Below are 25698 nucleotides of genomic sequence, written 5' to 3'. Positions count from 1 at the left end.
GTCCGAAAGATTTACCGATCCTTGGGATTCCCACAAGAGGGCCTTTCCGGACGCTGTCCGGTTGAGGCTGTCCCGCGTCACCGGCCGGCACGGGCCCTCTCACGCCTGACCACCCCGCAAGTCCGGCTGACTGCAGGTTGTGCTCTGCAGAGTGCTCGCGTTCCGCTGTAGGCAGCACGTCAACGCCTGCGTGGGACGCGGACCGAGGCCGTGGGAACCCGGGTCTCCGAACCTGGTGAGCCTCCTGCCCGGGTACGCCGGTGGGCGGGGCCGCTCGTCGCGGTCCCGCCCACCGGGTGTGCTGCCGGGGCGTCAGCGCAGGCCGAAGGCCCGGGTGATCGTCTGCGAGACGGTGTTGTCCGCGTTGTCCCGGGCGGTGACCCGAAGTGTGGCGAATCCGGCGGACTTCGGGGCGCGCAGGCCCGTCCGCCAGCCGTCACCGCTGCGGCCCAGTTCGGTCCGCTGCCAGGTCTTGCCGTCGTCGTAGGAGACATCGAGCGAGGGCTTTGCGATGGCGGCGGTCGTGCCGGGCAGGTGGGAGGCGGTCACCGTCAGCTTGGCGTGCCGGCCGGCCCGGCCGGCCTTGTCGGTGTCCACGCCGTAGTCGAGCTGGATCAGCGGCAGGGCCTCCGCCGACTCGCTGCCGGTGACCGCGGACGTGAAGTTCCACTCGGTCAGGGTGTGCGTCGAGTACGGGTTGGCCCAGGCGCCGCGGTCGTTGTCGACGACCAGCCGGTAGGGCAGGCGTTCCGCGCCGAGTCCGGGGACCTGGAGATATTCGGCGTTGCCCCAGTCGAGTTGCCGGTCGCCCTGGTAGAGCGACATCCAGTCCTTGACGTCGAAGTTCGCATGGGCCTCGCCGACGTGGCCGGACCCCGAGTCGCCCCAGCCGGGGGCGGTGATGTACATGGTGTCGAGGTAGCGCACCGGCTGGTAGTTGATCGGGCCCATGCGGGGCCGCTGGATCGGTCCGAACCAGCTCACCTTGGCGGTCTTGCGGGCCGGGTAGGTCAGCGGCTCGATCGCGTGCTGCCCGGTCTCGCCCAGGATGAAGGCGTCGTCCAGCCACGTGGTACCGGCAGTCACCCAGTCGGTGCGCTCGCCCTGGGCGGGCGCGGTGAGCTGGTTGCCGACGGCCCAGCCGCGCCAGACGTCCGGTCGGAACTCCATCGCCTTGCCCTGCCGGTGGTTCCGGAAGGAGACATTCACGCGTCCAAGGGTCCTGGACTCCTCACGCCAGGTCGGGTTCGCCGGGACGGCACCGGTCCAGTGGTGCACCACGTCGTAGACGTAGTCGGTCGTGGGGTGCGAGGTGACCTTCAGCGGGACCGTGCCGTGCCAGAGCGTGCCGATCAGCTTGGCACCTTGGTCGGCGGTGAGCGTCGCCACCGTCACCGGAGCCGGGCTCTGCGGGCTCCAGGGGTTCTCGTCCCAGGGCTGAAGGCGGCCGACGCCGTCGTGGACGACCAGCAGCAGCCGGGCGCCGGCAGCCGCGGCGGCCTCCGCCTGGGCCTTGATGCCTTCCGTTCCGGCGCCCCGCACCACGACGCCCTTGCCGCGCACGTGTCGCTTCGCGAGCTCCGCGGCCGTGCCGTCGCCGGCGAAGACCGCCGTCAGCTGACGGGTACCGGCGGGCAGGGGTGTGGCCGCGCGCTTGACCAGCGGGTCGTCGAAGGTCGTCGACTTCGTCGCCACCGTCAGCGCGGGCTGCTCGAGACGGAAGCGGGCGCCGAACTCGAACTCGCCGTCGGTGACCTTCTTTCCGGTCGGGAGAGCCCAGATGCTGTCGTACGACGGGTCGGGCAGCATAGAGGTCGCCACCAGGCTGTCGGTGAAGGACCGGTGGGCGTCCAGGCGCGGCGCGACGGCGGTGGTCCGCTGCGGCACCCGCGCCAGAATCCGGCGAGCCTTGCGGCCGTCGAGGGTGACGGTGCGGTCCTGGTCGAGCTTCACGTCGTTGAAGGCGAGCAGTGCCATGCCACGTGAGTGCGCCCCTTCTGCGCCCCGCACGTCCCCGGTGAGCCAGCCGCTGTAGCTGCCGACGGGCAGCCGAGCCGTGCCGGTGCCGGACTCATCGAGGTCGATCGTCGTGAACAGGCCTTCGGCGGTGAGCATGACGCGGCCGGCCAGCGGCTTGCCCGAGCGGTCCTTGGCGACGACGGTCAGGTTCTGCCGCCGGCCTTCGCGGGCGGCGCCGATCAGGGTGCGGGCGCGGACGACGCCGCTGCCGTCCGTGCCGGTGATCACGGCGCTGATCGACTGGTCGCCGGCGAGCTTGTCCAGGTTCGCGGTCAGCGTGGCCGTGGCGGTGCCGCGCGCGGGCACGGTGACGTGGTCGGACGAGAGGCTGAACAGCCCTGCCGGCACGGTGCCGTCGACCGCGAGGGCGAGGCTGACCGGCGCGTCACCGACGTTGGTGTACGTCACCGTCCGGACGTCGGTCTCGCCGGGCTTCGGGGGCCACGTGTGGATCCCGGAGTAGGCGGTCGTGGTGGCGAAGAGCGTGGTGTGCACGGCGGCCGGCGCGTCGAGCCGGCCGGCGCCCGCCTGGTAGGGGGTGTACGCCGGGGTCGCCTTGGCACTGCTGACCAGTGCTTCCTTGAGCCGGGCGCCGGACCAGCCGGGGTGCGCGGAGGCGAGAAGCGCGGCGGCGCCGGCGACGTGCGGGGTCGCCATCGAGGTGCCGCTCATCGTGGTGTAGTAGCCCGAGCCCCGCTTGTAGTGGGAGCGGGCCGCCAGGATGTCGACGCCGGGTGCGGTGATCTCCGGCTTCAGCCCGCCGTCTCCATCGCGCGGGCCGGTGCTGGAGAAGTCGGCGAGCCGGTCCGCGGAGTCCACGGCGCCGACGGTCAGCGCGGAGTCCGCGGCGCCGGGGCTGCCGATGGTGTGGGGGCCGCTGTTGCCCGCCGCGATGACGAAGAGCGCGCCGGTCTCGTCGCTGAGCTCGTCGACGGCCTGGCTCATGGGGTCGGTGTGGTCACCGCCGCCGCCCAGGCTCATGCTGATGATCTTGGCCTGCTGGTCCCGGGCGGCCCATTCCATGCCCGCGATGATCCAGGACTCCTGGCCGCTGCCCTCGCTGTTGAGCACCTTGCCGACGGCCAGCCGTGCACCGGGGGCGACTCCCCGTTCCTTGCCGTCCGACGCGCTGCCGGTGCCGGCGATCGTCGAGGCGACGTGCGTGCCGTGGCCGTTGTAGTCGGCGATGTCGTCCTCGCCGGGGACGAAGCTGGCGCTGTCGGCCACCTGTCCGGCCAGGTCCGGGTGTTCGGCGTCGGCGCCGCTGTCGAGCACCGCGACCTTCACGCCCTGGCCGGTGTCGCCCTGCGCCCAGACCTTGTCCGCGCCGATCTGGGCGGTGGAGTCGGCCAGGTCCGCCTTCACCTTCCCGTCCAGCCAGACCTTGGCGACGCCGCCCGCGAAGGACGGTGTGGCGGACCGGGCCGCGGCGCCGGAACCCCCGGTCAGTGAGGACCAGAACTGCGGTGCCTGCTCGTGGTTCTGCGCGAGAGCCGCGCCCTGGATGCTGTCCAGGCGGCGGACCTCGGTAGAGCCGGCCATCTTCGCCCGGGTGCGGGACGTGGCGGCGGCATCCGTGTAGCGCACGATCAGCGGCAACCGGGAGCTGTGTGCGTCGTCGTACCCCTCGGCGATCAGCCGCGTCACGTTGAAGAGCTGCTTGTCGCGTTTCCCGGCGCTCACGTACGGCAGGGCGGCGTCGGGGTAGACGTAGGTGGCGCCGTCCACGACCGCGCGGTGGAAGCCGGTGGTGGCGGCTCCGTCCGCGGCCTGGAAGGAGCGCACGACGGTGCCGTCCGCGGCGGTCCCGATGGTGACCTTGTCACCCGTGATCAGGGTGACGGTGTGCGTGCCGCTGCTGCCAGGTGACCGTTGTGCGGCTTGGGCACCTGGTACCTGAGCGCTGTGGCCGGCGGGCACGGCGGCAGTGGCCGGGACGACGCCGGTCGCCAGGACGGCTGCGATGGCGACGACGGTCGGACCGGGTCTGGGGACAGGGATACGGGACATGAAGGAGCTCCGGAACATGTTCTGGCAGTGAGCTGCCTCGAAGAGGCGACTGCGGCCTGATCGAGGGGTGAAGACCGGCCGCCTGTGAAGGACATGGCCGGCCACCGTTGAGAGGCGGACTTGGGATAAGGCACGGGTTCGGCTGTGCGTGGCCGATGGCTGTGGCGGGGCGTGCGCGTTGACGCTCGTCGGCATGGTGACGGGCCGGAGCGCCGTATCGGGGTGCTCCGGCCCGCCGAGGCCTGCGGGTGTCAGCTGTTGAGGACCTGGAAGGTGAACTGCTGCGCCCCGGAGGAGACCGTGGCCCCGGTGGAGGCGAGGACTCCGCTGACGTTGAAGGTCACCGTGTAGGTGCCGGGTGCGTCGAAGCCCCAGTTCGCGTGGGTGTGGACGCCCGCGTTGACGTTGAGCGTGTCCGGCAGGCCGTTGCCGCTGTCGAAGAGCACGGTGGGCGTGCCGCCGGACGCGGTGTAGATGCTGAATCCGGCCGGGCCCGTGACGTTGGTGAGCTGGAACGACACGCGGTTGTTCTGGAAGACCCCCGCCGGGACCTCGGTGGTGTTCCATCCGGCCCACAGCAGCCCGGAGGCCTGGGTCTGCGGGAGGATCCAGGCCGTGCCACCGGTGCCGAGGAACGACCACGCCGGGGTGCTGGGCACGTTGGTGTGCTTGGCGGCCAGGGGAACCCGGAAGGTCACGTCGCCGGGGGATCGCTCCACATCGGTCGAGCCCGTGCCGTCCAGAACGTTCACCTTGAGTGCGCCGTTGGCGTAGTCCACGTCGACGACGTCGACGTGCCCGCTGGTGAGGGTTGTCGCGGCCTGGGCGGGCGACGCGACCAGACCCAGGAGCGCGGCCGCGGCGGCAATGGGCCCCAGGATTCTGAGAGGGGTGCGCATGGATGCTGCTCCTTTTAGTTCAGGACCTTGACGGTGTAGGTCGCGGTGCGGGACTGCACGGACTTGCCGTTGGAGGCGAGGTGGCCGCAGAGCTTGACGCGGATCTTGTAGGTTCCGGCCTTGGTGAAGGCCCAGTTGGCGTGGGTGTGGTCGCCGGCGTGCAGGGTGACGGTGTCGGGCAGGCCGTCGCCGCTGTTGACCAGGACCGTCTCCGGGGAGCCGAACACGTCGTCGGTGTAGACCGCGAGCTTGCCCGGGCCCTGCAGGGACAGGAACGTGGCGTCGACGGTGTCGTTCTCGAGTACGCCGGACTCGAGTTCCTCGGCACCGAAGCCGGCCCACAGCAGGTCCGGGTTCTGGGTCTCCGGCAGCACCCAGACGGGGCTGCCCGCCTTGCCCAGGAAGGCGTGGGCCGGGTCGGCGGGAACGGTCGTCTTGGCGGCGGGAAGCGCGTGGAGCTGGACGTCCTCGGGGGCGTACTCGACTTCCTCGCCCGAGCTCCCGTCGTGGACGGCGAGTTCGAGCTCGCCGTCCTCGTAGGCCACGCCGATCACGTCGACGTGCCCCTTGCTGAGTACCACCTGGCCGGCTGCCTGTGCCGGTGCTGCGGCGATCAGGGTTCCGGCCGTGACGCCTGCCGCTATGAGCAGGCGAACAGGATGGCGCACAGAAGACTCCTCTCCGGTGTGGTCCCTCGCGGACCACGCAGGCAATACGATAATCATTTTCATAAACTTGGCAAGCGTGGCCCATCCAACCTCCCTTCGGCGAGGGTGATTTGGGAGGTTCGAGTGCTGAGTGCGCTTCCGCCCGCGCTACGGCGACCACCTGGCGCGACTGCCGGTGAGGCGGCGATCTTGTGCGAGAAGGCCGGGTCATGCGGCCGTCCCCCACGTGACCTGGGCGCGGGCGCGGACCCCGCTGACCGGGGTGACAGGGTGGCGCCGTGGGTAGTCGACGCCATCGCGAATGCCCGCGGTGACGCTCACTGCTGGTGAAGCCGCTGGGCAAGGGGACGTGGGCCTGCGGTGAGGACGGTTCGGGTGAGGAGCTGCCGGTGGCCGCCGCGCGGCCTTCTACCGGTTCGAGTAGGGCAGCAAAGCCATCTCGCGAGCGTTCTTGATCGCTCGTGCCAGCTGTCGTTGCTGCTGGGCGGTGACGCGGGTGACGCGGCGGCTGCGGATCTTGCCCCGGTCGGAGATGAACTTCCGCAGCAGGTCGGTGTCCTTGTAGTCGATGTACGTGATCCCGGCCGCGTCGAGCGGATTGGGGCGGGGCTTGACGGCCTTGCGGGGATCGTGACGGCGAGCCATGGGTTTCCTTGTCGGTGATGTGCCGGGCCGGGTCAGTGAATGGGGTCGAGGAGAGCGTCGAATGCGGCCGGCAAGCGCTTCCAGGCCTGTGGCCCCGCGGCGTACTCGGCGTCGGTCAGCAGACACGACTCCAGGAGCTGTACCAGCCCTTCGCCGTCCAGTCCGGGTGAGGTGAAGACCAGGTGCTGGCAACGGTCGCCGTGTTCGGCGTGCCAGTCCAGGGCGGCGGCGGCCCTGCGTACGGGCGGGACCATCTCCCAGGCGGCATCGGGAAGCGAGGCCAGCCAGGGCCCGGTTTCCTCCACGCACAAGGCGCCGCCCGCGGCTTCCCACGACAGGAGGGTGTCCGGCCGGTCCGCGAGCCAGAACCGGCCGCGGCTACGGGCGGACGCACATGACAGGTCCTCCAGCGCCTGGTACAGGCGCTCGGGATGGAAGGGGCGTACGCGGTGCCACACCAGAGTGGAGACGCCGTGCTCGTCCGCCTCCTGCGGCAGCAATGCGCATGCGGGGTGCTGCGCCGCGGCCGCTGCTTCGACGTCGAACCCCGCCAGTGCCGCGGCGGCGAGTTCTCCCGAATCGGCGTCCACGTGACGGGCGGTGGGATGGAGCTGCGTCAGCAGCGCCGCGTCCTGTTCGTCGGCCTCCTCGCTGTGGACGAGTGCGAGAACCGGGGCGTACTCCAGCTGCCGGACCCAGGTGTCCCCGACGGTGCGCTCGTCGGTGGGGGCGGCCTGCAGCCCGGCCTCCGCCAGGTCGTCGCCGTTGGCGAGGTACGGCAGGACCAGAGCGGGGTCAACGGCGGTGATGACGCCGGTGACTTCCATACTCAGGCCCGCGTGCTCGCAGATCACCTCGGCCATCGCCTTGGGTTCCACGGAGTCCCACAGCTCGACGATGGCGAGCCTGGTCAGACCGCTGCCGGTCAGCCGTTCCAGCTCCGGGAGCAGGTCCTCGCGCAGGGCGCAACAGGCGCAGTCGTTGACCAGCGGGGCGGTACCGCTGTCCAGTTCGCCGGATACGTCACGCGCGATGCGCCGTACTGACCCCTCCCGTGCGGTCGACAGGTCGTGGTGCAGCGCGACGCTTCCCGGCACGGCGCGCAACAGGCGGTCCACTACGTGCCGGCGGGCGTCCGAGTGCATGCCCGCGACGATGACCACGGGCAGTCGGTGGGTCCGCTCGCTCACCGCGCCTCCTCGCGCCGGCCGTAGCGGCGCTCGAATCGCTCGACGCGCCCGGCGGTGTCCAGGACCCGCGCCGTGCCGGTGTAGAAGGGGTGGCTGGCGCTGGAGATCTCGACGTCGACGAGGGGATAGGTGTGGCCGTCATCCCACAGGATGGTCTTGTCGCTGGTCAGCGTGGAGCGGGTCAGGAACGCGAAGTCGGCGCTGCGGTCGCGGAAGACGACGGGGCCGTATGCGGGGTGGATCCCGGGCTTCATGGGTTTGCCTCCTGGTTGAGGGGTCAGCGTTCTTCGCGGAAGTCGACGTGCCGTCCCGCGACAGGGTCGTACTTGCGCAGGACCAGGCGGTCCGGGTCGTTGCGCCGGTTCTTGCGGGTCACGTAGGTGTAGCCGGTCCCCGCGGTGGAGCGGAGCTTGATGACGGGGCGGAGTTCGCTGCGTGCCGTGACGCGTACTATATGGGAATGGTTTCCATTATCGAAACGCGGTCGTCCGCAGGAAGCAGGTAGTCCCTTGTCCGCCCACTGTCAGCTGACCGGCGCCAAGCCCGGCTTCGGCAACCGGATCTCCCATTCCCATCGGCGCACCTCGCGCCGCTTCAACCTCAACATCCAGACGAAGCGCTACTGGCTCGCCAGTGAGGGGCGGCATGTCCGCCTCACGCTGAGCGCCAAGGCGATCAAGACCGTCGACGTGATCGGTGTCGAAGCCGCCGTCGCCCGGATCCGAGCCCGAGGGGGGAAGGTCTGATGGCCAAGAAGAGCAAGATCGCCCGCAATGAGCGGCGCAAGGAGACGGTGGAGCGCTACGCGGCGCGGCGTGCCGCCCTGAAGGAGATCATCCGCCGCCCGTCCAGCACGGAAGAGGAGCGGCGGGGCGCCCAGGCGGAACTCCGCCGGCAGCCGCGCGACGCCAGCCCCACTCGCGTCCGCAACCGCGACAGCGTGGACGGCCGCCCTCGCGGGCATCTGCGCAAGTTCGGCCTTTCCCGGGTGCGGGTGCGCGAGCAGGCCCACGCCGGATTTCTGCCCGGCGTCACCAAGTCCTCCTGGTAGCAGGGTCGGGTAGCCGGCCTGGCCGGTGGCGGGTCGCACTCCTAGGGGGTGCGACCCACCGTCATGTGCCGTCGTCCGTTTTCGGGTGCCGGGGGATCGTGTGCACTTCGGGCCGGCCTCGGGGGCTGCCCAGTTATTGAAAATGATTACCAGTGCGTCTAGTGTGTGCTGCGACCGCACCGGAGGGCTTCTCTTCCTGTGAACGGTCATGCCCAGGTGCCCCTGGGGGCTCAGGTACAGCGCACATTCCCAGGGGCAAGTGCCCATTTCTGCCGCCCGCTTACGGCGGTGCGGCCTCTTGAAGCAGATGAGGGGCGATGAGATCGACTACGCGGTCCGCGTACGTGACAGGAGTGCTGGCCCTGGCTGCGGCCGGACTCGTCTCGGTGGCGCCGGCAGGTCCCGGCAGTGTCACGACTCACAGTGTTCCGGCGGCATTTGCGGCCGAAGCGGCCGCGAGTGATGTCATCAACGAGCGTGTCGTGATCGACACGGGCCACGTCGATGCGATCGCGCCGCGCATGGTGGACGGAGAGTTCCGCACGCTGTTCAAGGACAGCCGGACCGCCAGCGCCGTCTGGCGCGAACCGGGGTCGGTGATCATGCACTTGACTTCCAAGGGCAAACAGACCATCCCGGACCCCGCCGACGGACTGTCCTTTCTCGGCAACGCCGGCGATACCTACTACATGATTCCGCAGACCCAGGACCCTGAAGTGCTGTGGGCGGGCTGGAGCACCGAGGCGTTCCAGAACAGCGAGACCCAGGGCAACTTCACTCTGTCACTGGACAAGGTGGAGGGGCCGGGTGGGCTGCTGCTCTTCGAATGGACGCCCTTCGGCGAGCCGATGATGCGCTACGACAGCCGTGACGGTCTCCCCGACGCCTACGAGGTACCGGCACGTACCCACGAGCACGCCAACTGGGTCTTCACCAAGGAGGGCGTCTACCGCATGACGTTCACCTTCAAGGCCACACTCGCCTCCGGGCAGGAGGTCTCCGACAGCCAGGTCTTCACCATGGCCGTGGGCGACATCAACCCCGACGACGTCACTCTGCCGGGAGATGAGGATCCCGGTGGGTCGACGGACGGCGGTTCGACGGACGGTGGCACGACCGATGGTGGAACCACCGACGGCGGTTCGACCGATGGTGGAACCGCGGACGGCGGTACGACCGATGGTGGCACGACCGATGGTGGAACCGCGGACGGCGGCACGACCGATGGCGGCACGACCGATGGTGGCACCACGGACGGCGGTTCGACCGATGGTGGCACGACGGACGGCGGTACGACCGATGGTGGCACGACCGATGGTGGGACCACGGACGGTGGTTCGACCGATGGTGGGACCACGGACGGTGGTTCGACCGACGGCGGTGCGACGGACGGTGGCACCACGGACGGCGGGACGTCTGGCGGCGGGCTGGCGGAGACCGGCGCCGGCGCCGCCATCCCGCTGGGGCTGAGCGGGGCGGCTCTGCTCGGGGCAGGCGCGGGGACGGCCATATACCTGCACCGCCGAAGGAACCGTGGCGTGTCCGAGACCACTCAGGACGCCACGAGCTGACGCCGGCGAGTGGGAGAAGCGGCCGCCCGGGTTCACGCGTGGCCCTGTGATGAACCCGGGCGGACCTCTCCTGTCCGACCCGCCACGAAGAGACCTACGCGAGACGCGCCTGGAGCGATGTGTCGCTGAACGAGGAGAACTCACCCCCATGGCATCAGCCAGGAACACACGCAGGACGACGGCCGGGGCGCTCGGATCCGTCGTGCTGGCGGCTGCCCTGTCACCCGCGGCTTTCGCCGGCACCCCCGACGACGGGGATCGGGCGCTGCCTGCCCACGACCCTCAGGTCGTCGTATCCCTGAAGGCCGATGAGCTGTCGCTGGAGCTGAAGGACAGCAGCGGAACCGCACCTGCCGATGCCGGTGAGCCCGCGTCGGCGGACCTCGAACTGGGACCCGACACGGAGACCGTCATACCGGCAGGGGAGGAGTACGCGTTCCTGGGACACCCCGGTGAACCGATATGGGTGCTGGACGGAAACGCCTCCCCGCAGGGGACCGCCACACAGAACCCGCGGTGGGACACCACCGGCGTGCCGGCGCAGAAGCTCGCCGACGGCACCGTCGAATGGGCCTTCACCAGCGTCGAGGGCCCCGGTGACGCGGTGCTGTTCGCACCACCCGAGGACTCCACGCCCGACGCGCCCGCCACGGCACCGCGCGTCCTGTTCGACAGCGCCGACGGCTTCCCCGACGCGCAGCCGTTGCCCGCCGCTGACACGGGCGACGTCGCCTGGGCCTTCACGCGGCCCGGCACGTATCACCTCACCTCGCGGGTCACCGCACGTCTGGCCGACGGCAGGACCGCGACGGCCGCCCGGCAGTGGACGGTCCGTGTCGCAGGGGACACGCCGGCGCAGCCCTCCAGTCCCGCTTCGGTCACTCCCACGCCCACCAAGACCAGGCCCAGCGGTTCGGACCCGGCCGGTTCTCGCGGCAACACCGAGGGATCCCGGTCTGCGCTCTCGAAGGCGGCCGCCGGCACGAGCATCGCGACGCAGAAAATCGTCATCGATGACGGCCACGTGGACGCGATCGCCGGGAAGATGGTGGACGGGAAGCTGCGCACGCTGTTCAAGGACAGCCGCAATCCCGGCAACATCATCTGGCGGGAGCCGTCCTCGGTGGTCGTCCATGTCAGGCAGCAGGCCAAGGAGAAGGTACCCACCAACAGCTCCTACGCCTTCCTCGGCAAGGCCGGCAGCGATTTCTGGCTCATCCCGCAGGTCCAGAAGCAGGGCGTGGTGTGGGCCGGGTGGAACACCGAGGCGCTCGGCAGCGGCGACCTCAAGGGGCCGCTGGACATGAGGCTGACCAAGGTCAGCGGACCGGGAACACTCGCCATCTGGGAGACCGCCGGCCTGGGTGGGGCTCAGGTCCTCTACAACAGCAGGGACGGCCTTCCCGACTCCCGGAAGGTCAACCTCGGCGTCCACGTCCACGGCAACTGGGGCTTCGGCAAGCAGGGCGTCTACAAGCTGACGTTCCAGCTCAGCGGAACGCTGGCATCGGGGAGGGCCGTGTCCGACACCCGGACGTACACGTTCGCGGTCGGTGACGTCGACCCCTCGCGGGTCACCCCGGGTGGCGGCAGCGGTGACGGCAACGCCACCGGGTCAGGCGGGTCGACCGGTGGATCCGGATCCGACAAGGCCGGGTCCACCGGCGGCTCGTCTTCGAGCGGCTCCGGTTCCCCCGGTGCCGACGGCAGCCTGGCCCACACCGGTAGCGGCCCGACGGAGGCTCTTGCACTCGGTGCCGGGGCGCTCGTACTGGGCGGCGCCGCCGTCTTCGGTATGAGCGCCACGGTTCGCCGCCGCATCGCCGCGTCCGGCCCGCGCGGCACCGGCCGGCCATGAACGGGTGCCCGCCACACCTTCGGCGGCGGGCACTCCTCTCCGGGCGGCGCCGGGCCTGCGTGTCCCCATCACCCGGCGCCGCCCCCTGTCTAGGGAGTCCTCTTCTCATGCCATTGCCCCGCCCGATGACCCGGGCCCTGGTCGCCGCGGCTGTCCTCGCTCTGGCCGTGACCGGATGCAAGGGAAACGCCCGGCCTGCCGCCGACGCGGACAACCCCAACGCGGCACTGCGCGTGGTCACCACCACTGAAATCCTCGCCGACCTCGTACGCCAGGTCGGCGGCGACCGGGTCCAGGTCGACTCCATCGTGCCGCCCGGTGGCGACCCGCACTCCTACGAGCCCACGCCCAGGGACGCCGACGCGGTCTCCAAGGCCGACGTGACCTTCACCAATCACCTGCTCCTGGAAGAGCACGCCCTGATCAAGACGGTCGACGCCAACGCCCGCAAGGGCACGCCCAACGTCTCCCTCGCCGAAGCGTCGGAAACCTACGGCGCGAACGTCATCCCTCTCGTGGAGAACATCGGACTGGACGTGATCTGGCTGGGCCTGCGGGTTCGGGGTGAAGGAGAGGCACGCGGCGGCAGCCGCTCCTCCGACATCCTGCTGTCGGCCACCGACGTCCAGGGTCCCGGCGACCTGGTGGCCTACCTCACGGAGTCCCTGGGGCAGCCGAAGATCTACTTCAACTCCGCCGACGGGTTCACCGCGCAGGACACCACCACGTTGCCGCCGGCCGCCCACACCCATCTGAACTGGGCCTTCACCAAACCTGGTGTGTACAGGCTCACCCTGGAAGCCAAGCTGAAGAACCCCGGGAACACGTCACCACAGCCGGTCGGCAAGGGCACCTTCACCTTCGCGGTCGGCGTCGACCCGCACACCGCGGCCGGACCCGGAGACACGATCCTGGACGACGGCCACACGGATCTGACGGTCAACATCGACACCGGGCAGATGTCCGCCTTCACCGACCTCCGTACCGAAGGCAAGGCCCAAGAGGAGATACCGCCCGGTGACGTCGTCATCGACGTACCCAACCGGGCCCTGGACAAAGTCCCCGCAGGCAAGCAGTTCTCCTTCCTCGGCCACCCCGGTGCCGAGGTCTACCAGTTGCCCCAGGCCGTCCTGGGCAAGCACGCGCACGGCGAGATCGACCCGCACCTGTGGCAGGACGTCCAGAACGCGAAGGCCTACGTGCAGTTGATCCGCGACACCCTCAAGAAGCAGGACCCGGACGGCGCCTCGGCCTACGACGCGAACAGCCGGCGCTACGAGGAGCAGCTGGACTCCCTGGACGGCTACGTACGTGATCAGATCTCCAGGATCCCCGCCGACAAGCGGCAGCTGATCACCACCCACGACGCCTTCGGCTATCTCGCCGACGCCTACGGCATGACCGTCGCGGGCTTCGTCGTCCCCAACCCCGCCCAGGAACCCAGCGCGGAAGACGTCGAGAAGCTCTCCCGCACCATCAAGAACCTCAAGGTCCCGGCCGTGTTCATGGAGCCCAACCTGGTTCAGCGCGCCACCGTGCTCACCCAGGTCGCCAAGGACCAGCACGTCAAGGTGTGCGTGCTCTACGGCGACGCCTTCGACGAGCACGCCTGGCACTACACCGACATGATGCGGCACAACGCCGACGAGCTCCGTACCTGTCTCGGAGGCAGCGAGCAGTGAACACTCCCCGTACGCGCAACCGTGCCGCGGCCATCGCGATCGCGGCCCTGCTGATGTCGACGAGCCCCCTGACCGCCACGGCAGCACCCGCGCAGTCCCCGACCCCCGGAGCGGAGTCGGACGCGGCCCCGGAGACCGGCCGCGGTCGCACCGTCATCGGCGACGGGCACATCGACATGGGTCCGCGTTTCGACCACGGACGATGGACGGTGCAGATCCGGGACGACACCGGCAAGCCCGCGGTATGGCGCGACACCGACGACGTGGTGCTCCAGGTCAAGGACCTGGCCAAGGTCGAGGTCCCGCAGGACAAGGCGTTCGCCTTTCTCGGGAAACCCGGCAGCCACGTCTGGCTGCTCCCCCAGGTGCAGCAGGACGGCGTGCTCTGGCCGGGCTGGAACAGCCAGGAACCCAAGGTCGCCGCCACCGTGGAACGTGAGGTGACCTGGCAGCTCACCGACGTGAACGGTCCCGGCGACTTCATCCTCTTCCTCAACGGCAGCTTCGGCACGCCCGGCGTCATCTTCGACGGACGCAAGCGGCTACCCCAGGAGACGGGTATCGAGGTCAACAGCCACGTCCACGGCAACTGGGCCTTCACTCGTCCCGGCACCTATCTCATCCAGGTGCGGATGAGCGCGAAGACCAAGGACGGCGGCAGCCACACCGACACCCGCACGCTGCGGTTCTCGGTCGGCCCGCAGGACCCGCGCAAGGCCTTCGCCGCCAAGACCGCCAAGACCGTCAAGACCGCCCGGACCTCCGACGCCGTCGAACCGGCGGGACCGTCCACCGACGCATCCTCCGCCCCCCTGTGGTGGGGAGTCGGTGCGGCCGCGGCCGTTGCCGCGTTCGCGGCATCCGTGGTCTGGCGCCGTGGTGCCCGCCGGCAGAACACGCCCGGTTCGAGCGATGCCGTCACCGAAGGGGACGCGAAGTGACCGACACTCCCGCGCTGAAGGTGGAGTCCGTCTCGGTGGAACTGGGCGGGCGCCTGGCCCTGCACGACGTCGAGCTCACCGTACGCACCGGTGAACTCGTCGGCCTGATCGGACCCAACGGAGCGGGCAAGACCACCCTCCTGCGCGCGATCCTGGGCCTGCTCACTCCGCACAGCGGCGTCATCCGCCTCGACGGGCGGCCCGCCGAGCGTGGACGCGGCACCATCGGATACGTCCCCCAGCGCCACGAGTTCGCCTGGGACTTCCCTCTGTCGGTGGAGAAGGCAGTCCTCACCGGCCGCACCCACAAGATCGGCTGGCTGCGCCGGCCCGGCCAAGCAGACCGCGAGGCCGTCCACGAGGCCCTGGAACGCGTGGCCATGACCGATCTGCGGCGCCGTCCGATCGGCGAACTGTCCGGAGGTCAGCGTCAGCGCGTCCTGGTGGCGCGCGCCCTGGCGCTGCGCCCCACACTCCTCCTGCTCGACGAGCCGTTCACCGGCCTGGACGTGCCCACCCAGGAACTGCTCACCTCTTTGTTCCGGCAGCTGCGGCAGGAGGACAAAGCGCTTCTGATGACCACGCACGACCTGCCGGGGGCCGCGGACATGGCCGGCCGTCTGTGCCTGCTCAACAAGACCGTGATCGCCGACGGTTCGCCCGAGACCCTGCGGGACCCGGCGGTATGGCTGCGGGCCTTCGGCGTGGCCAAGTCCGACCAGCTCCTGACCTCTCTGGGGGTGACCCGATGAACGCGATCACGGACTTCCTCACCGGCCCGTGGGAACACCTCTTCATGCAGCGGGCCTTCGCGGTCGCCGTCATGTGCGGGATCGTCTCGGGCGTCGTCGGCGCCCATGTCGTCCTGCGCGGCATGGCCTTCATCGGCGACGCGGTCTCCCACTCCGTCTTCCCGGGCGTCGCCATCGCCTTCGTCTTCCAGTTCAACCTCGTCCTCGGCGGCGCCATCGCCGGGTTGCTCACCGCGCTGGCCGTAGCGGTCTTCTCCCAGAACCGCCGCTTGAAGGAAGACAGCGTCATCGGCGTCTTCTTCGCCGCTGCCTTCGGCCTGGGCATCGTCATCCTCAGCACCGCACCCGGCTACAGCGGCTCCCTGGAATCCTTCCTCTTCGGGCAGATCCTCGGCATCAGCGACGGCGACGTCGCCACCGTCGCCGTGATGGGCCTGATCCTGCTCCTGGTGGCCGCGGCCGTACACAAGGAACTCGTCACCGTCAGCCTGGACCGGGAGACCGCCAAAGCCGCGGGCCTTCCCGTCTTCGCCCTCGACATCGTGCTGTACGCGCTCGTCACCGTCACCGTGGTGATCTCCCTGCAGGCGGTCGGCAACATCCTCGTCCTCGCCCTGCTCATCACGCCCGCGGCGTGCGCGCGGCTGCTGACCGACCGGATCGGCGTGATGATGGTCCTCGCCCCGGCGATCGGCGCGGGATCGGCCGTCGTGGGCCTGTACCTGTCCTACGCCTACAACCTGGCGGCGGGCGGTCTGATCGTCCTGGTCGTCACGGCCGTATTCATCCTGTGCTGGCTCTTCGCCCCGCGCCACAGCCTCCTGGCGGCCAGGCGCGGCCGGAAGAGCCCTGACGGCGAACTCCCGCAGGCAGGGGTACCCGAGCCCCGGCCCGGCCCCGACCGGGCGCCGCTCGAGGAGTCGGCGGCGTCGTGACCACGGGCTACCGCGTGCTGCGCGGGGCAAGTGATGCCGCACTGACACTCGGTCTGCTCCTGGTGCTGTTCGCGGCCTACCTGCTGTGGTGGACCAACCACACCGCCCAGGCGCAGGCACGCCAGGAGGTGCACCGGCTCGAACAGCAGTGGGCCCGGAACGACCGGGCCGGCGTTCCGGGCCCGGCCGGTGAACCGGCCGGGGCCGAGAAGAACGACACCTCCCGTCGGCCGGATCCCGGTCGCCGCCCGGCGGGGGGTGTGCCTGCGGCGCTGCGGTCCTTCGCGATCCTGCGGATCCCGCGGCTCGCTCTGAACGTGCCGGTCGCCGAAGGCGTGGACAAGCACAGGATCCTTGACCGGGGGTTCGCCGGACACTACCCCGGCACGGCACTGCCGGGCCAGGAAGGGAACTTCGCGGTCGCCGCGCACCGCAACACCCACGGTGAACCCTTCCGGTATCTGAACCGGATACGCCCTGGCGACACGGTGACCGTCACCACCGCCGACGGCGACTTCCGGTACCGGATCGACTCGGTGCTGCCCCAAACCTCGCCCCGGGACAGTGCCACGATCGCGCCGGTCCCGACCACATCGCTGATCCAGCGGGCAGGCGGCGTCGGTTACGACACGCCCGGCCGCTACATCACGCTGACCACCTGCACCCCGGAATTCACCTCCCGCTACCGGATGGTGGTCTGGGGCCACCTCGTGGGAAGCCACTGAATCCGGCCGGTGGCCGGCAGCGAGTACCACCGTGCCCCTGCGGCCACCGCCGGCAGCGCGCTGGGACGGCCCGCATCAGGGGGACCGTGCTGTATGACGACAACGACGACCGGGGGACAACAAGGGCCCGTCCATGTCGGGAAGGCGCTCTCGTGGCCCGGTGCGCTCATGCTGCCACGCCGACCGCACCATCACTGCACCGCACATCGTCTTGCCGCGCGTGAGCATTCTCCCGGCCCTCCCGGGGAACCGGACAGGACCAGGATCCGACTACGTGGGGACGTGCCGCATCGCACGGGTTGCTCCGTAGACCGGCTACGCGGCCCGGTGCCTCCTCAGCCGGGTCGTCTCAGAGGTCGTTCTCTCCCGTTGCTCTATCTCGTGATGCGGGCTTGATGTGGTGATATCGGGTCGCGCCAGGAGATGGTGTTCTCGCCGGTGAGGCGGCGGGCCCTGAGGTCGGTCATGGCGAGGTGGATCATGGCTTCGGAGCTGGCGGGGAGGGTCTCGTAGCCCCGTGCCAGGCGGCGGTGGAGCATGAGCCGGCCGTACGTTCGCTCGACCGTCCAGCGTTTCGGGATGGGAGTGAATCCCCTGGCGCCGGGGGTGCGTTGGCGGATTCGAGGTCGACTCCGAGGGTGGCGGCGTACTCGACGAAGTGTTTGCGGTAACCGTTGTCGACCCGGATCTTGCGGATCGGGGGATGGGCCGCGGCCACCCGGTCGATGAGGGCCTGACCTGCGGCGGAGTACTGGACCCTGGCCCCGAACCTCCCTCACCGGCACGGGAGACGCGCGTGTGGGGCCCCAGTGCCGCGGGCGCCCCCACACGCATCCCCGACGGGCTCAGCAGTCGCGGAACTCCGGCGACTGGTTGAGCACCTGGGACCGTACCGAGGTGAAGCGGGCGTGGATCTCGCCGCCCCGGTCCTCGGGCCGGAAGACGGCGACCCGGTGACAGTTCTGGAAGGCCAGCGTGACCCCGAAGTGCCGCTCCAGGCTTCCCCGGATCGCGTCGCTCGCCAGTGCCCGCAGCAGTTGGCCGCGTTCCGTCTCCGACGGCGGGGGAGTCTGGTTGTCGGCGAAGGCCGCGCTTCCGGCTCGCAACCGGTCCACGAGTCCGGAAATCAGGTTGTACGCGTACGGCAGTGAGATGCGCACGGTGTCCACGAAGTCCTGCGCGTCGACGTCGTCGCGTTCGGCGTCGGCGAGCAGTTGGGGCGAAACATCCAAAGACATGGTGGGTCCCTGTCGGGTAGGGGGACTGATGGTCGGGGAACGATGACTGGCGGTCTTCAGACCGCAGATGGCGTCAACGCGGTGGGGCCGTGCCGGAAGTCGGGGTCGACCTGCTCGGCGAGGTTGCTGCCGGTGGCCTGGTTGGCCCAGGCGGCGGCGTTGCGGAGGTGGAACTCGACGGCGTGCGCCTGGAAGACATCCCAGTCCTTGGAGCGGGCGTCGAGGGCGGCCCGCAGTTGGCGCAGGGTGTGGAGATTGTGCGGCTCGATTTCTCCCTGGCTGCGGCCCTGTTCCCTGGCCCGGATCCAGGAGGAGTGTTCGCAGTAGGCGAGCAGGTCGTCGCCGACGTGCTCCTTGAGGAAGAGCAGGTCGTCCTCGTCCTGCACCTTGTTGCCGACCACGGCCAGGGGAATGCCGAATTCGGCGGCGTGGTCCCGGTACTGCCGGTATACCGATACGCCCTTGCGGGTGGGCTCGGCGACCAGAAACGTCATGTCGAAGCGTGTGAACAGGCCCGAGGCGAAGGCATCGGCGCCCGCGGTCATGTCGACGACGACGTACTCGCCGGGCCCGTCGACGAGGTGGTTGAGGTAGAGCTCCACGGCGCCGAGCTTGGAGTGGTAGCACGCCACGCCCAGGTCGCTCTCGTCGAAAGCGCCGGTGACCATCAGCGGCACGCCGTTGACCGACTGGACATGCCGGACGTGCACCGGGTCGTCGCCGAGGTGCCGCAACAGGCGTGAGCCCCGCCCGGGGGGCGTCGTCTTGATCATGGCCTCGCGGGACGGGATCCGCGGATTGGTGCCCCGCAGATGGTCCTTGATGTCGCCGATGTGGGCACCGAGAGGCGGAGCGGTGAAGGAGTCGTCGTCCCGCAGCCCGAGCGCGTGCGCCAGGTGCTGGTTGATGTCCCCGTCGATGGCGACGACCGGGGCACCCGACTGAGCCAGGTACCGGGCGAAGAGAGCCGACAGGGTCGTCTTCCCGCTGCCACCTTTGCCGACGAATGCGGCGCGCACCCTCACCACCACCTTGTGAAAATGGATGTCATGTTCCAAGAGTCTTCAGCGTGGAGGGCGGTGTCAAATCGCCCCGCTCAACTGCCCTTGGCTGTACAGGAGTTCGAGGTGTTCGGTGAGGCGGGTGCGTGCCGGGTTGTGGCGAATGCGGCGTCGAGGGGAGCTGCTGCATCATGGTGACGTGCTATAAAAATGGAAACCATGTTCATTAGGGAGTGGGTGTGGAGCGCGGATCGTTCAGCCGGCGGAGTCAGCCGTTCATTGTGATTGCCTGCACTGTGTGCCGGCCTGCGGAGCCGGGGCGGATGGTGGATCGCCTTCGTCAGGCGGTACGGGACTGCCCTCACAGCATCATGATCGCCACCGGGTGCTTGGAGCGGGTGTTGCAGTGCACCCCGTCCCAGGGTCTGCATGCCGCGGCTCAGCCCTGCAGCAGCGACCGCAGACCCATGGGCCACATCAGGGGTCTGGGGCCCATCACTTCCGACGCCGATGCCGAAGCGGTTGCCGAATGGCTGTCGGACGGCCTGACCCCCGGCGGTCTGCCGCGTCATCTGCGTGCCGCCCCGGCTCCTGGGCGCGCCACCGATCCGAACTGAGGGGAAAGCCTGTGCCAAAAGGCCATCTGACAGTGGTGATCGGCAACACGCCCGCATCCCGGGGCGACGTCGTGGACCAGCTGTCGCGAGCGCACCCGGATGCCGTGCTCTTGGCCGTGTCTGTTCACCACCGCGGCAGCGACTACCCCTTGGTGCAGCGGTTCACGGCCGGCACTCACCGCGGCGCCGGCCCGTCCATGCCTCGAGGTGCCACCGGAGACCCGGCTGTGATCGTCCACCAGGACCTGATGGCTCTGCGCGGGGCGTTGGGGCACCCGCACGTCGTCCTCGCCCTCCCCTGTGAACTGGACGTTCTGTCATTTGTGAGGGAGCTTTGGCGTCCCCGGGTGGGCCACAGTCCTCTGGAGGACCACTACGAGCCCGGCCCCATCGTCATGGGGCTGGATCCCGGACCGTTCATCTGCGACTTGACGTGCGTCCACCAGGCTCGAGCGCTCTGGGACGGCGGCGACGGACCGGCTCGAGTGACGTCCGCCGAGATCGCCGCCCGCCAAGTGGAAGCCGCCGACCACGTGGTCATGCTCGGCGACCCGCACAGCCGAGCGGGCGCCGGCGGTGCCGATGTGCTCGTCCGCCACTTGAACCCTGCCGTGGTCGTGCACGAGGGGGAGGTCAGGGGCGTCGGCGGCGCGGTTGCCGGAAGTGCCGCGCCATGGCTGCTCTTGGGCGCGTGGCGGCAGCGCCTGGAACCGGTACGAGTGATGCGTGTCTACGGTGCCCCTGGTCACGGCATCGATTCCTTCGTGTGGCGGGCCCGGCGGCCTCTGCACCCGCAGCGTCTCTTCGACGTACTCGGGACCGTCATGTTCGGCGTGCTGCGCAGCCGCGGTCACCTGTGGCTGTGCAGCCGTCCCGAGTCCGTGGTCGGCTGGCGATCTGCCGGTCCCCACCTGGAAATGGCGGAATCCGGGCGGTGGCTGCAGGAGGGCGATGCCCCGGCATGGCGGGCGGCCTCTGCGCAGCGCAGGACCTTGGCCTCATGGTTCTGGCATGAGCAGTTCGGTGAACGCCGTAACGAGATCGCCTTCACGGGGACCCTGCTCGACCACCGCCGTATTCGCACGGCTCTGGACGCGGCAGTACTGGACGATGCCGAACTCGCCCTGGGTCCGCGGAGTTGGGCGTCGGTTCACGACCCGCTGCTTCTCGGGCCCGGCCGGTGACCCGTGGGCCGCACCGAAAGCCGGACGGCACGCGCAGTACCTTCCGGGTGTCACTCGCCACAGGTCCGCGATTTGCCCGAAATATACTCACTTTCCGATGGTGTTCATGGTGAAAAGATCGAGCAGTTCCCGTGTTCGCTGCGGAAGTAGATGGTTTTGAAATTCGTTCTCACCTAGAGTGTGGGTGTCCTGAGTTCCTCGTCGTGGGCCCAGCGAGTGTTGAGAGAGACCTTCCGTCGTGATCGCCGCCATAGCCCAGCCCATCCACCGCCGGGTGCTCCTCGATGGCCCCGATCTCCTGTGACGTCCGTCGACAAGCAGGCCGGCTCCGTCGAGTGCGGCCGGTCAGGTGCCGCCCCGACCTGGAGGCCCGCATGACAGCCGCCCCTCGCGAAGGGGAGATCATCGTGCTGGGGGGCCGTCGTACCCCTCGGCGGAAATGGGTGCTGAACGCTCTGATCGACAGCAATGGCTTCGTCAGCGCACAGGCCCTGTACACGCGCCTGGTCGGTATGGGCAGCCCGGTGGGGCTGAGTACCGTCTACCGGACCCTCAGAGTTCTCACCGAGAGCGGCCGCGCCGACATAGTCCGGGACAGCAACGGCGAGCGGCTCTTCCGCTACCGGCCCTCCGCAGAGCATCAGCACTACATTCTGTGCCGTCGCTGCGGACTCAGCACTGCCGTCGAAGCCGCGGCGGTCGAGGCATGGGCCAAACGCGTCGCCACATTCTCGGGCTTCGCCGAGGTCGAGCACACAGTCGAACTCAGTGGTCTGTGCCCGCAGTGTCGCGGTGGCGGGTAAGCGCCGGCAACATCCGCGGCGTCCACGCCCTGTGTGGTCGTCGGTTGGTTCATGCCCGGCGCCGGACGTTCCAGGGCGTCGGGAGGAGCCGCACGCAGCCTCGACCAACCGCCACGCATGGTGCAAATAACGCAGTTGTGACGCCTGAGGTCGCTAGTCTGGCCGGCACAGCTGGAAGGTGGCGGTGTGGCTGAACACGACAGCGTCTTGGCGCCGCCAAGGCCATCCGAACAAGAGCACGGCCGGTTACCCGGTGCGGGAACCCCGGTCCGATGGGCGGCCGTGGGGGTGCGGGCCGTCCTCGTCGCCGGTTTCGCCGGGTGCGCGGCGGCACTGGTCGGCATCACGGGGATCCTTCTCGGGCCCGAACTCGCACTCTGGCTGAACAGCGGTCCCGTGGCCGCCTGGCGGACCGTGTTCATCGCGATCGTCGTCCAAGGAGTGCCGTTCCTCCTGCTCGGCACCTTGGTCTCCGCAGCCATCAGTGCCTTCGTACCGGCCCATGTCTTCACGCGCGTTCTACCCCGCAACCCTGTGCTCGCCGTGCCCGTCGCCGGAGCTGCGGGCGTCGTGCTCCCGGGATGTGAGTGCGCGTCGGTTCCCGTCGCGGGCAGCCTGATGCGACGCGGTGTCACCCCGGCCGCCGCTCTCGCCTTCCTGCTGTCCGCCCCCGCCATCAACCCGATCGTGCTCGTCGCCACCTACGTCGCCTTCCCCGGCAGCCCCGAAATGGTGGCCGCGCGCCTGGCAGCCTCGCTGGCCACCTCCGTTCTGATGGGCTGGCTCTGGCTGAAAGCCGGCCGCACCGAGTGGCTGCGGCTTTCCAAGGGGCCGACCGGTCACGCCCCGGGGGCCGGCCGGCTGGAGGAGTTCCGCCTTTCCCTTCAGCACGACTACCTCCACGCCGGAGGGTTCCTCGTCCTGGGCAGCGCGGCGGCCGCCACCTTCAACGTCGCTGTCCCGCACTCCGTGCTGAACCTCTTCTCCGACAACCCGTGGCTGTCGGTCCTCCTGCTCGCGCTCCTTGCCGTCGTCCTGGCCGTCTGTTCCGAAGCGGACGCCTTCGTCGCGGCCTCCCTCACCGGATTCTCCCCGACCGCACGGCTCGCGTTCATGGTCGTCGGCCCCATGGTGGACCTCAAACTCATCGCCCTCCAGGCCGGCACCTTCGGCCGCGCCTTCGCCTTCCGCTTCTCCGCGGCCACCTGGATCACGGCAGTGCTCTGCAGCGCGGGCGTCGGATGGTGGCTGCTGTGAAACGCAACGTCCAGATCCTGCTCCTGCTGCTGACCGGCGCGGGCCTGCTCCATATCACCCTGTTCACCGACCTCTACCTGCGCTACGTACAGCCCGGTCTCAGGCCGCTGCTCATCGCGTCGGCAGTGGTGCTGACCGTCCTCGGTATCGCCGGTGCCGCACGGGACGGCTTTCCGTTCACCCGCCGGAACACTCACGACGACCACCACCACGACCACGGCCCCGACGCCGGTCAGGGCCACTGTCACGACCACACGACAGGTCCCCGCATCGCGTGGCTGCTGTACGTCCCGGTGCTCAGCCTGATCTTCTTCGCGCCGCCCGCCCTCGGCTCGTACACCGCCGGCCGTGACGACGCCCGGGCGGCCTCGACGGCAGCCGCGGGGAGTTTCCCGGCCCTTCCCGGTACCGGGACGATCGACCTCTCCCTGAGCGAATTCAGCTCTCGCGCCGTGTGGGACACCAGCGCCACCCTGCGGGGACGAACCGTGTGCCTCACGGGCTTCGTCACCCCCGGCGAGGATGGCACTTGGTACCTGAGCCGCCTCATCGTCTCCTGCTGCGCCGCCGATGCCCAGGCTCTCAAGGTGCGCGTCCACGCCGCCCCGCCACCGCCCGCCGACACCTGGGCCACGGTGACGGGCACCTGGCACCCGGAAGGCGAACTGGGCACCGACTCCGCGACCCCGGCCCTGGATGCCGCGCGGGTCCAACGGATCGACGCGCCCGCGAACCCGTACAAGGACGTCCCCAACACCCGGACGCGTGACTGACGTAAGGGAGACGGTGACACCGAGCGCGCCCTGACCGGGCGGATCGGCGCGCCGCATCGTGTGGCCATGCGAGCCGGCCTCCGGTCTCGGCAGGGCCGCGTCCGCAGGCCCGGACCGGCCTGAGAGGAATCCGGCAGACCGATCCGTCCATCGCGCCGTGGGCCGGGCCGGCCCTTCACCGCGCCAGCCGATCACAGGGCGTAGCGACCTTGGGGAAGCTCTTTACCTACCCCATGTCGAAAGTGGCATTCGTTTTCATCTAAGCTGCCGTGTGCAGGTGGTCGTATGCCCGCCTCGAACAGCTACCTCTCGTGGCCCTTGGAGGCTTCGCTCATGTCCAAGTCCCTCTCCCGCCTCGCCGTCCTGGTGGCCGGCGCCGCATCGCTCAGCCTGCTGACCGGCTGCGGAAGTTCCTCCGACGATGCCGCGAGTGGAAAGAGCAGCGGCGCTTCCGCGTCCAAGGTCGCCGTCGTCGCCTCGACCAACGTCTATGGCGACATCGTCGAGAAGATAGGCGGCGACCGGGTCGAGGTCTCGTCGATCATCAGCGACCCCGAGCAGGACCCGCACTCCTACGAGGCCAGCACCCGCAACCAGCTCCTCCTGTCCAAGGCGAAGATCGTGGTGGAGAACGGCGGTGGGTACGACGACTTCGTCGACCGGATGCTGGGGAGCGGCAATGCCTCCGCGGAGGTCGTCAACGCCGTCGAGGTCTCGGGCCGCACCGCGCCGGCCGGAGGGGAACTCAACGAGCACGTCTGGTACGACTTCCCCTCGATGGGCAAGATCGCCGACCGTATCGCCGCAGCTCTGGGCAAGGCGGACCCGGCCAATGCCGCCACCTTCACCAAGAACGCCGCCGCCTTCAAGAAGAGCCTCACCGCGCTGGAGGGCAAGGAAGCCGCGCTGAAGTCCGCGCACGACGGCGACGGGGTGGCGATCACCGAGCCGGTACCGGTCTACCTGCTCGAGGCGTCCGGCCTGGTCAACAAGACGCCCGGGGAGTTCAGCGAGGCGATCGAGGAGGGCGACGATGTGTCAGCCAAGGTCCTCAAGACGACGCTGGACCTCTTCTCCGGCAAGAAGGTCAAGGCTCTGGTCTACAACGAGCAGACTTCCGGCGCCCAGACGGAGAAGGTCAAGTCGGCGGCTGAGGCGGCCGGTGTGCCCGTGGTGCCCGTCACCGAGACCCTGCCCGAGGGCAAGGACTACCTGAGGTGGATGAACGACAACGTCGACGCGCTCGCCGACGCCCTGAACAAGTGACCCGGCAGCCCTCGCCGTCGGTCCCCGGGCCCCGCACGGGGAACGCCGACGTTCACGGCCGGCCGGCGCCGTTGATCCGGATGAGGAAGGGCGGTCTGCGGTACGGGGACCGCACCCTTTGGAAGGATCTCGATCTGGCCGTGGCGCCCGGGGAGTTCTGGGCGGTCCTCGGACCGAACGGTTCCGGTAAGACCAGTCTGGTCCAGGCCCTCCTGGGACGCCGGCCGCTGTCCTCCGGCAGCCTGAGCGTGCTCGACGACGAACCCCGGCGGGCCGCACGCCACATCGGCTACGTTCCGCAGCAGGGAACGGCCCGGGCCAACGACATGGTGCGGGCCCGCGATCTGGTGGGCTACGGCCTGGACGGGCACCGGTTCGGGCTGCGCCGTCGCGACGCCGACACCCGGCGGCGCATCGACGCCATCCTGGACGCCGTCGGCGCGTCGGCCTACGCGAACGCGCCCCTCGGCTCCCTCTCGGGCGGCGAACGGCAGCGCGTCCGCATTGGCCAGGCCCTTGCCACCGACCCCCGTCTGCTGCTGTGCGACGAGCCCACGCTCTCCCTGGACCTCCACCACCAGCGGGCGGTGACCGAGCTCATCGACCGCCGGCG

24 protein-coding genes and 1 pseudogene are annotated in these 25698 nt (G+C 69.6%); 15 read left to right on the top strand and 10 right to left on the bottom strand.

The window, feature by feature from the left end:
- Nucleotides 1–312: 312 nt before the first annotated feature.
- The 7 genes from AB0F62_RS26265 to rpmG form a co-directional block, all read right to left on the bottom strand.
- Nucleotides 313–4029 (bottom strand): S8 family serine peptidase, encoded by a 3717-nt coding sequence (locus AB0F62_RS26265; protein WP_361803921.1) that lies wholly within the window; start codon nucleotides 4027–4029, stop codon nucleotides 313–315.
- Between the two features lie 251 nt (nucleotides 4030–4280).
- A complete protein-coding gene (locus AB0F62_RS26260; protein WP_361803918.1) occupies nucleotides 4281–4928 on the bottom strand; it encodes a choice-of-anchor M domain-containing protein in 648 nt (215 codons plus the stop codon).
- Nucleotides 4929–4942: 14 nt separating this feature from the next.
- The gene (locus AB0F62_RS26255) at nucleotides 4943–5596 is read right to left on the bottom strand and encodes a choice-of-anchor M domain-containing protein (RefSeq protein WP_361803915.1); all 654 of its coding nucleotides are present in this window, start codon (nucleotides 5594–5596) and stop codon (nucleotides 4943–4945) included.
- A gap of 408 nt (nucleotides 5597–6004) precedes the next feature.
- Nucleotides 6005–6241, bottom strand: coding sequence for a 30S ribosomal protein S18 (gene rpsR / locus AB0F62_RS26250; protein ID WP_361803912.1), 237 nt, complete (start codon nucleotides 6239–6241; stop codon nucleotides 6005–6007).
- A gap of 32 nt (nucleotides 6242–6273) precedes the next feature.
- Nucleotides 6274–7386 (bottom strand): GTP-binding protein, encoded by a 1113-nt coding sequence (locus AB0F62_RS26245; RefSeq protein ID WP_361804032.1) that lies wholly within the window; start codon nucleotides 7384–7386, stop codon nucleotides 6274–6276.
- A gap of 41 nt (nucleotides 7387–7427) precedes the next feature.
- A complete protein-coding gene (locus AB0F62_RS26240) occupies nucleotides 7428–7685 on the bottom strand; it encodes a type B 50S ribosomal protein L31 (protein WP_361803909.1) in 258 nt (85 codons plus the stop codon).
- A 23-nt stretch (nucleotides 7686–7708) separates the two neighbouring features.
- Nucleotides 7709–7885, bottom strand: coding sequence for a 50S ribosomal protein L33 (gene rpmG, locus AB0F62_RS26235; protein ID WP_361804029.1), 177 nt, complete (start codon nucleotides 7883–7885; stop codon nucleotides 7709–7711).
- A gap of 55 nt (nucleotides 7886–7940) precedes the next feature.
- Here rpmG and rpmB point away from each other — a divergent pair, with 55 nt between their 5' ends.
- The 9 genes from rpmB to AB0F62_RS26190 all read left to right on the top strand — a co-directional run bounded on the left by rpmB (nucleotide 7941) and on the right by AB0F62_RS26190 (nucleotide 16946).
- Entirely contained in the window at nucleotides 7941–8177 is a 237-nt protein-coding gene (rpmB, locus tag AB0F62_RS26230) for a 50S ribosomal protein L28 (protein ID WP_361803906.1), read from the top strand.
- A complete protein-coding gene (rpsN, locus tag AB0F62_RS26225; RefSeq protein WP_361803903.1) occupies nucleotides 8177–8482 on the top strand; it encodes a 30S ribosomal protein S14 in 306 nt (101 codons plus the stop codon). Before rpmB ends, rpsN begins: the two co-directional genes overlap by 1 nt.
- A 353-nt stretch (nucleotides 8483–8835) precedes the next feature.
- Complete coding sequence (locus AB0F62_RS26220) at nucleotides 8836–10053, top strand: choice-of-anchor M domain-containing protein (RefSeq protein ID WP_361803900.1); 1218 nt, start codon at nucleotides 8836–8838, stop codon at nucleotides 10051–10053.
- A 148-nt stretch (nucleotides 10054–10201) separates the two neighbouring features.
- The gene (locus tag AB0F62_RS26215; protein WP_361803897.1) at nucleotides 10202–11911 is read left to right on the top strand and encodes a choice-of-anchor M domain-containing protein; all 1710 of its coding nucleotides are present in this window, start codon (nucleotides 10202–10204) and stop codon (nucleotides 11909–11911) included.
- Nucleotides 11912–12018: 107 nt separating this feature from the next.
- A complete protein-coding gene (locus tag AB0F62_RS26210) occupies nucleotides 12019–13593 on the top strand; it encodes an anchored repeat ABC transporter, substrate-binding protein (RefSeq protein ID WP_361803895.1) in 1575 nt (524 codons plus the stop codon).
- Nucleotides 13590–14534 (top strand): TIGR03773 family transporter-associated surface protein, encoded by a 945-nt coding sequence (locus AB0F62_RS26205; RefSeq protein ID WP_361803893.1) that lies wholly within the window; start codon nucleotides 13590–13592, stop codon nucleotides 14532–14534. Before AB0F62_RS26210 ends, AB0F62_RS26205 begins: the two co-directional genes overlap by 4 nt.
- Complete coding sequence (locus AB0F62_RS26200; RefSeq protein WP_361803890.1) at nucleotides 14531–15286, top strand: anchored repeat-type ABC transporter ATP-binding subunit; 756 nt, start codon at nucleotides 14531–14533, stop codon at nucleotides 15284–15286. The genes AB0F62_RS26205 and AB0F62_RS26200 overlap by 4 nt, the downstream gene beginning before the upstream one ends.
- Nucleotides 15283–16221 carry an anchored repeat-type ABC transporter permease subunit gene (locus AB0F62_RS26195; protein ID WP_361803887.1) on the top strand — a complete coding sequence of 313 codons (939 nt, stop codon included), beginning with the start codon at nucleotides 15283–15285 and terminating at the stop codon, nucleotides 16219–16221. The genes AB0F62_RS26200 and AB0F62_RS26195 overlap by 4 nt, the downstream gene beginning before the upstream one ends.
- Entirely contained in the window at nucleotides 16218–16946 is a 729-nt protein-coding gene (locus tag AB0F62_RS26190; RefSeq protein WP_361803884.1) for a class E sortase, read from the top strand. Before AB0F62_RS26195 ends, AB0F62_RS26190 begins: the two co-directional genes overlap by 4 nt.
- Nucleotides 16947–17320: 374 nt before the next feature.
- Here AB0F62_RS26190 and AB0F62_RS26185 read toward each other — a convergent pair.
- The 3 genes and pseudogenes from AB0F62_RS26185 to AB0F62_RS26175 form a co-directional block, all read right to left on the bottom strand.
- Nucleotides 17321–17709, bottom strand: a pseudogene (locus AB0F62_RS26185) (transposase); the annotation flags it as partial.
- A gap of 82 nt (nucleotides 17710–17791) precedes the next feature.
- A complete protein-coding gene (locus AB0F62_RS26180) occupies nucleotides 17792–18184 on the bottom strand; it encodes an SCO5389 family protein (RefSeq protein WP_361803881.1) in 393 nt (130 codons plus the stop codon).
- 56 nt (nucleotides 18185–18240) lie between these two features.
- The gene (locus AB0F62_RS26175) at nucleotides 18241–19203 is read right to left on the bottom strand and encodes an ATP-binding protein (RefSeq protein WP_361803878.1); all 963 of its coding nucleotides are present in this window, start codon (nucleotides 19201–19203) and stop codon (nucleotides 18241–18243) included.
- Nucleotides 19204–20149: 946 nt separating this feature from the next.
- Here AB0F62_RS26175 and AB0F62_RS26170 point away from each other — a divergent pair.
- From AB0F62_RS26170 to AB0F62_RS26145, 6 genes are all read left to right on the top strand, one after another.
- Nucleotides 20150–20986: a GTP-binding protein gene (locus AB0F62_RS26170; RefSeq protein ID WP_361803876.1), complete on the top strand. Its 837-nt coding sequence runs from the start codon at nucleotides 20150–20152 to the stop codon at nucleotides 20984–20986.
- 374 nt (nucleotides 20987–21360) lie between these two features.
- Nucleotides 21361–21789: a Fur family transcriptional regulator gene (locus tag AB0F62_RS26165; protein WP_361803873.1), complete on the top strand. Its 429-nt coding sequence runs from the start codon at nucleotides 21361–21363 to the stop codon at nucleotides 21787–21789.
- Between the two features lie 342 nt (nucleotides 21790–22131).
- Nucleotides 22132–23046: a permease gene (locus AB0F62_RS26160; protein ID WP_361804026.1), complete on the top strand. Its 915-nt coding sequence runs from the start codon at nucleotides 22132–22134 to the stop codon at nucleotides 23044–23046.
- On the top strand, nucleotides 23043–23819 hold the full coding sequence (locus tag AB0F62_RS26155) for a TIGR03943 family protein (protein WP_361803870.1): 777 nt from the start codon (nucleotides 23043–23045) through the stop codon (nucleotides 23817–23819). Before AB0F62_RS26160 ends, AB0F62_RS26155 begins: the two co-directional genes overlap by 4 nt.
- A gap of 333 nt (nucleotides 23820–24152) precedes the next feature.
- A complete protein-coding gene (locus tag AB0F62_RS26150) occupies nucleotides 24153–25085 on the top strand; it encodes a zinc ABC transporter substrate-binding protein (protein WP_361803867.1) in 933 nt (310 codons plus the stop codon).
- 80 nt (nucleotides 25086–25165) lie between these two features.
- On the top strand, nucleotides 25166–25698 hold a 533-nt coding region (locus tag AB0F62_RS26145), incomplete at its 3' end, for an ATP-binding cassette domain-containing protein (RefSeq protein ID WP_361803864.1).

Origin of the sequence: Streptomyces sp. NPDC026673 (assembly GCF_040638135.1) — a bacterium.
GTDB lineage: Bacteria > Actinomycetota > Actinomycetes > Streptomycetales > Streptomycetaceae > Actinacidiphila.
The sequence above is the reverse complement of the archived record's forward strand: the minus strand, read 5'-3'. Positions and strand labels throughout refer to the sequence as shown.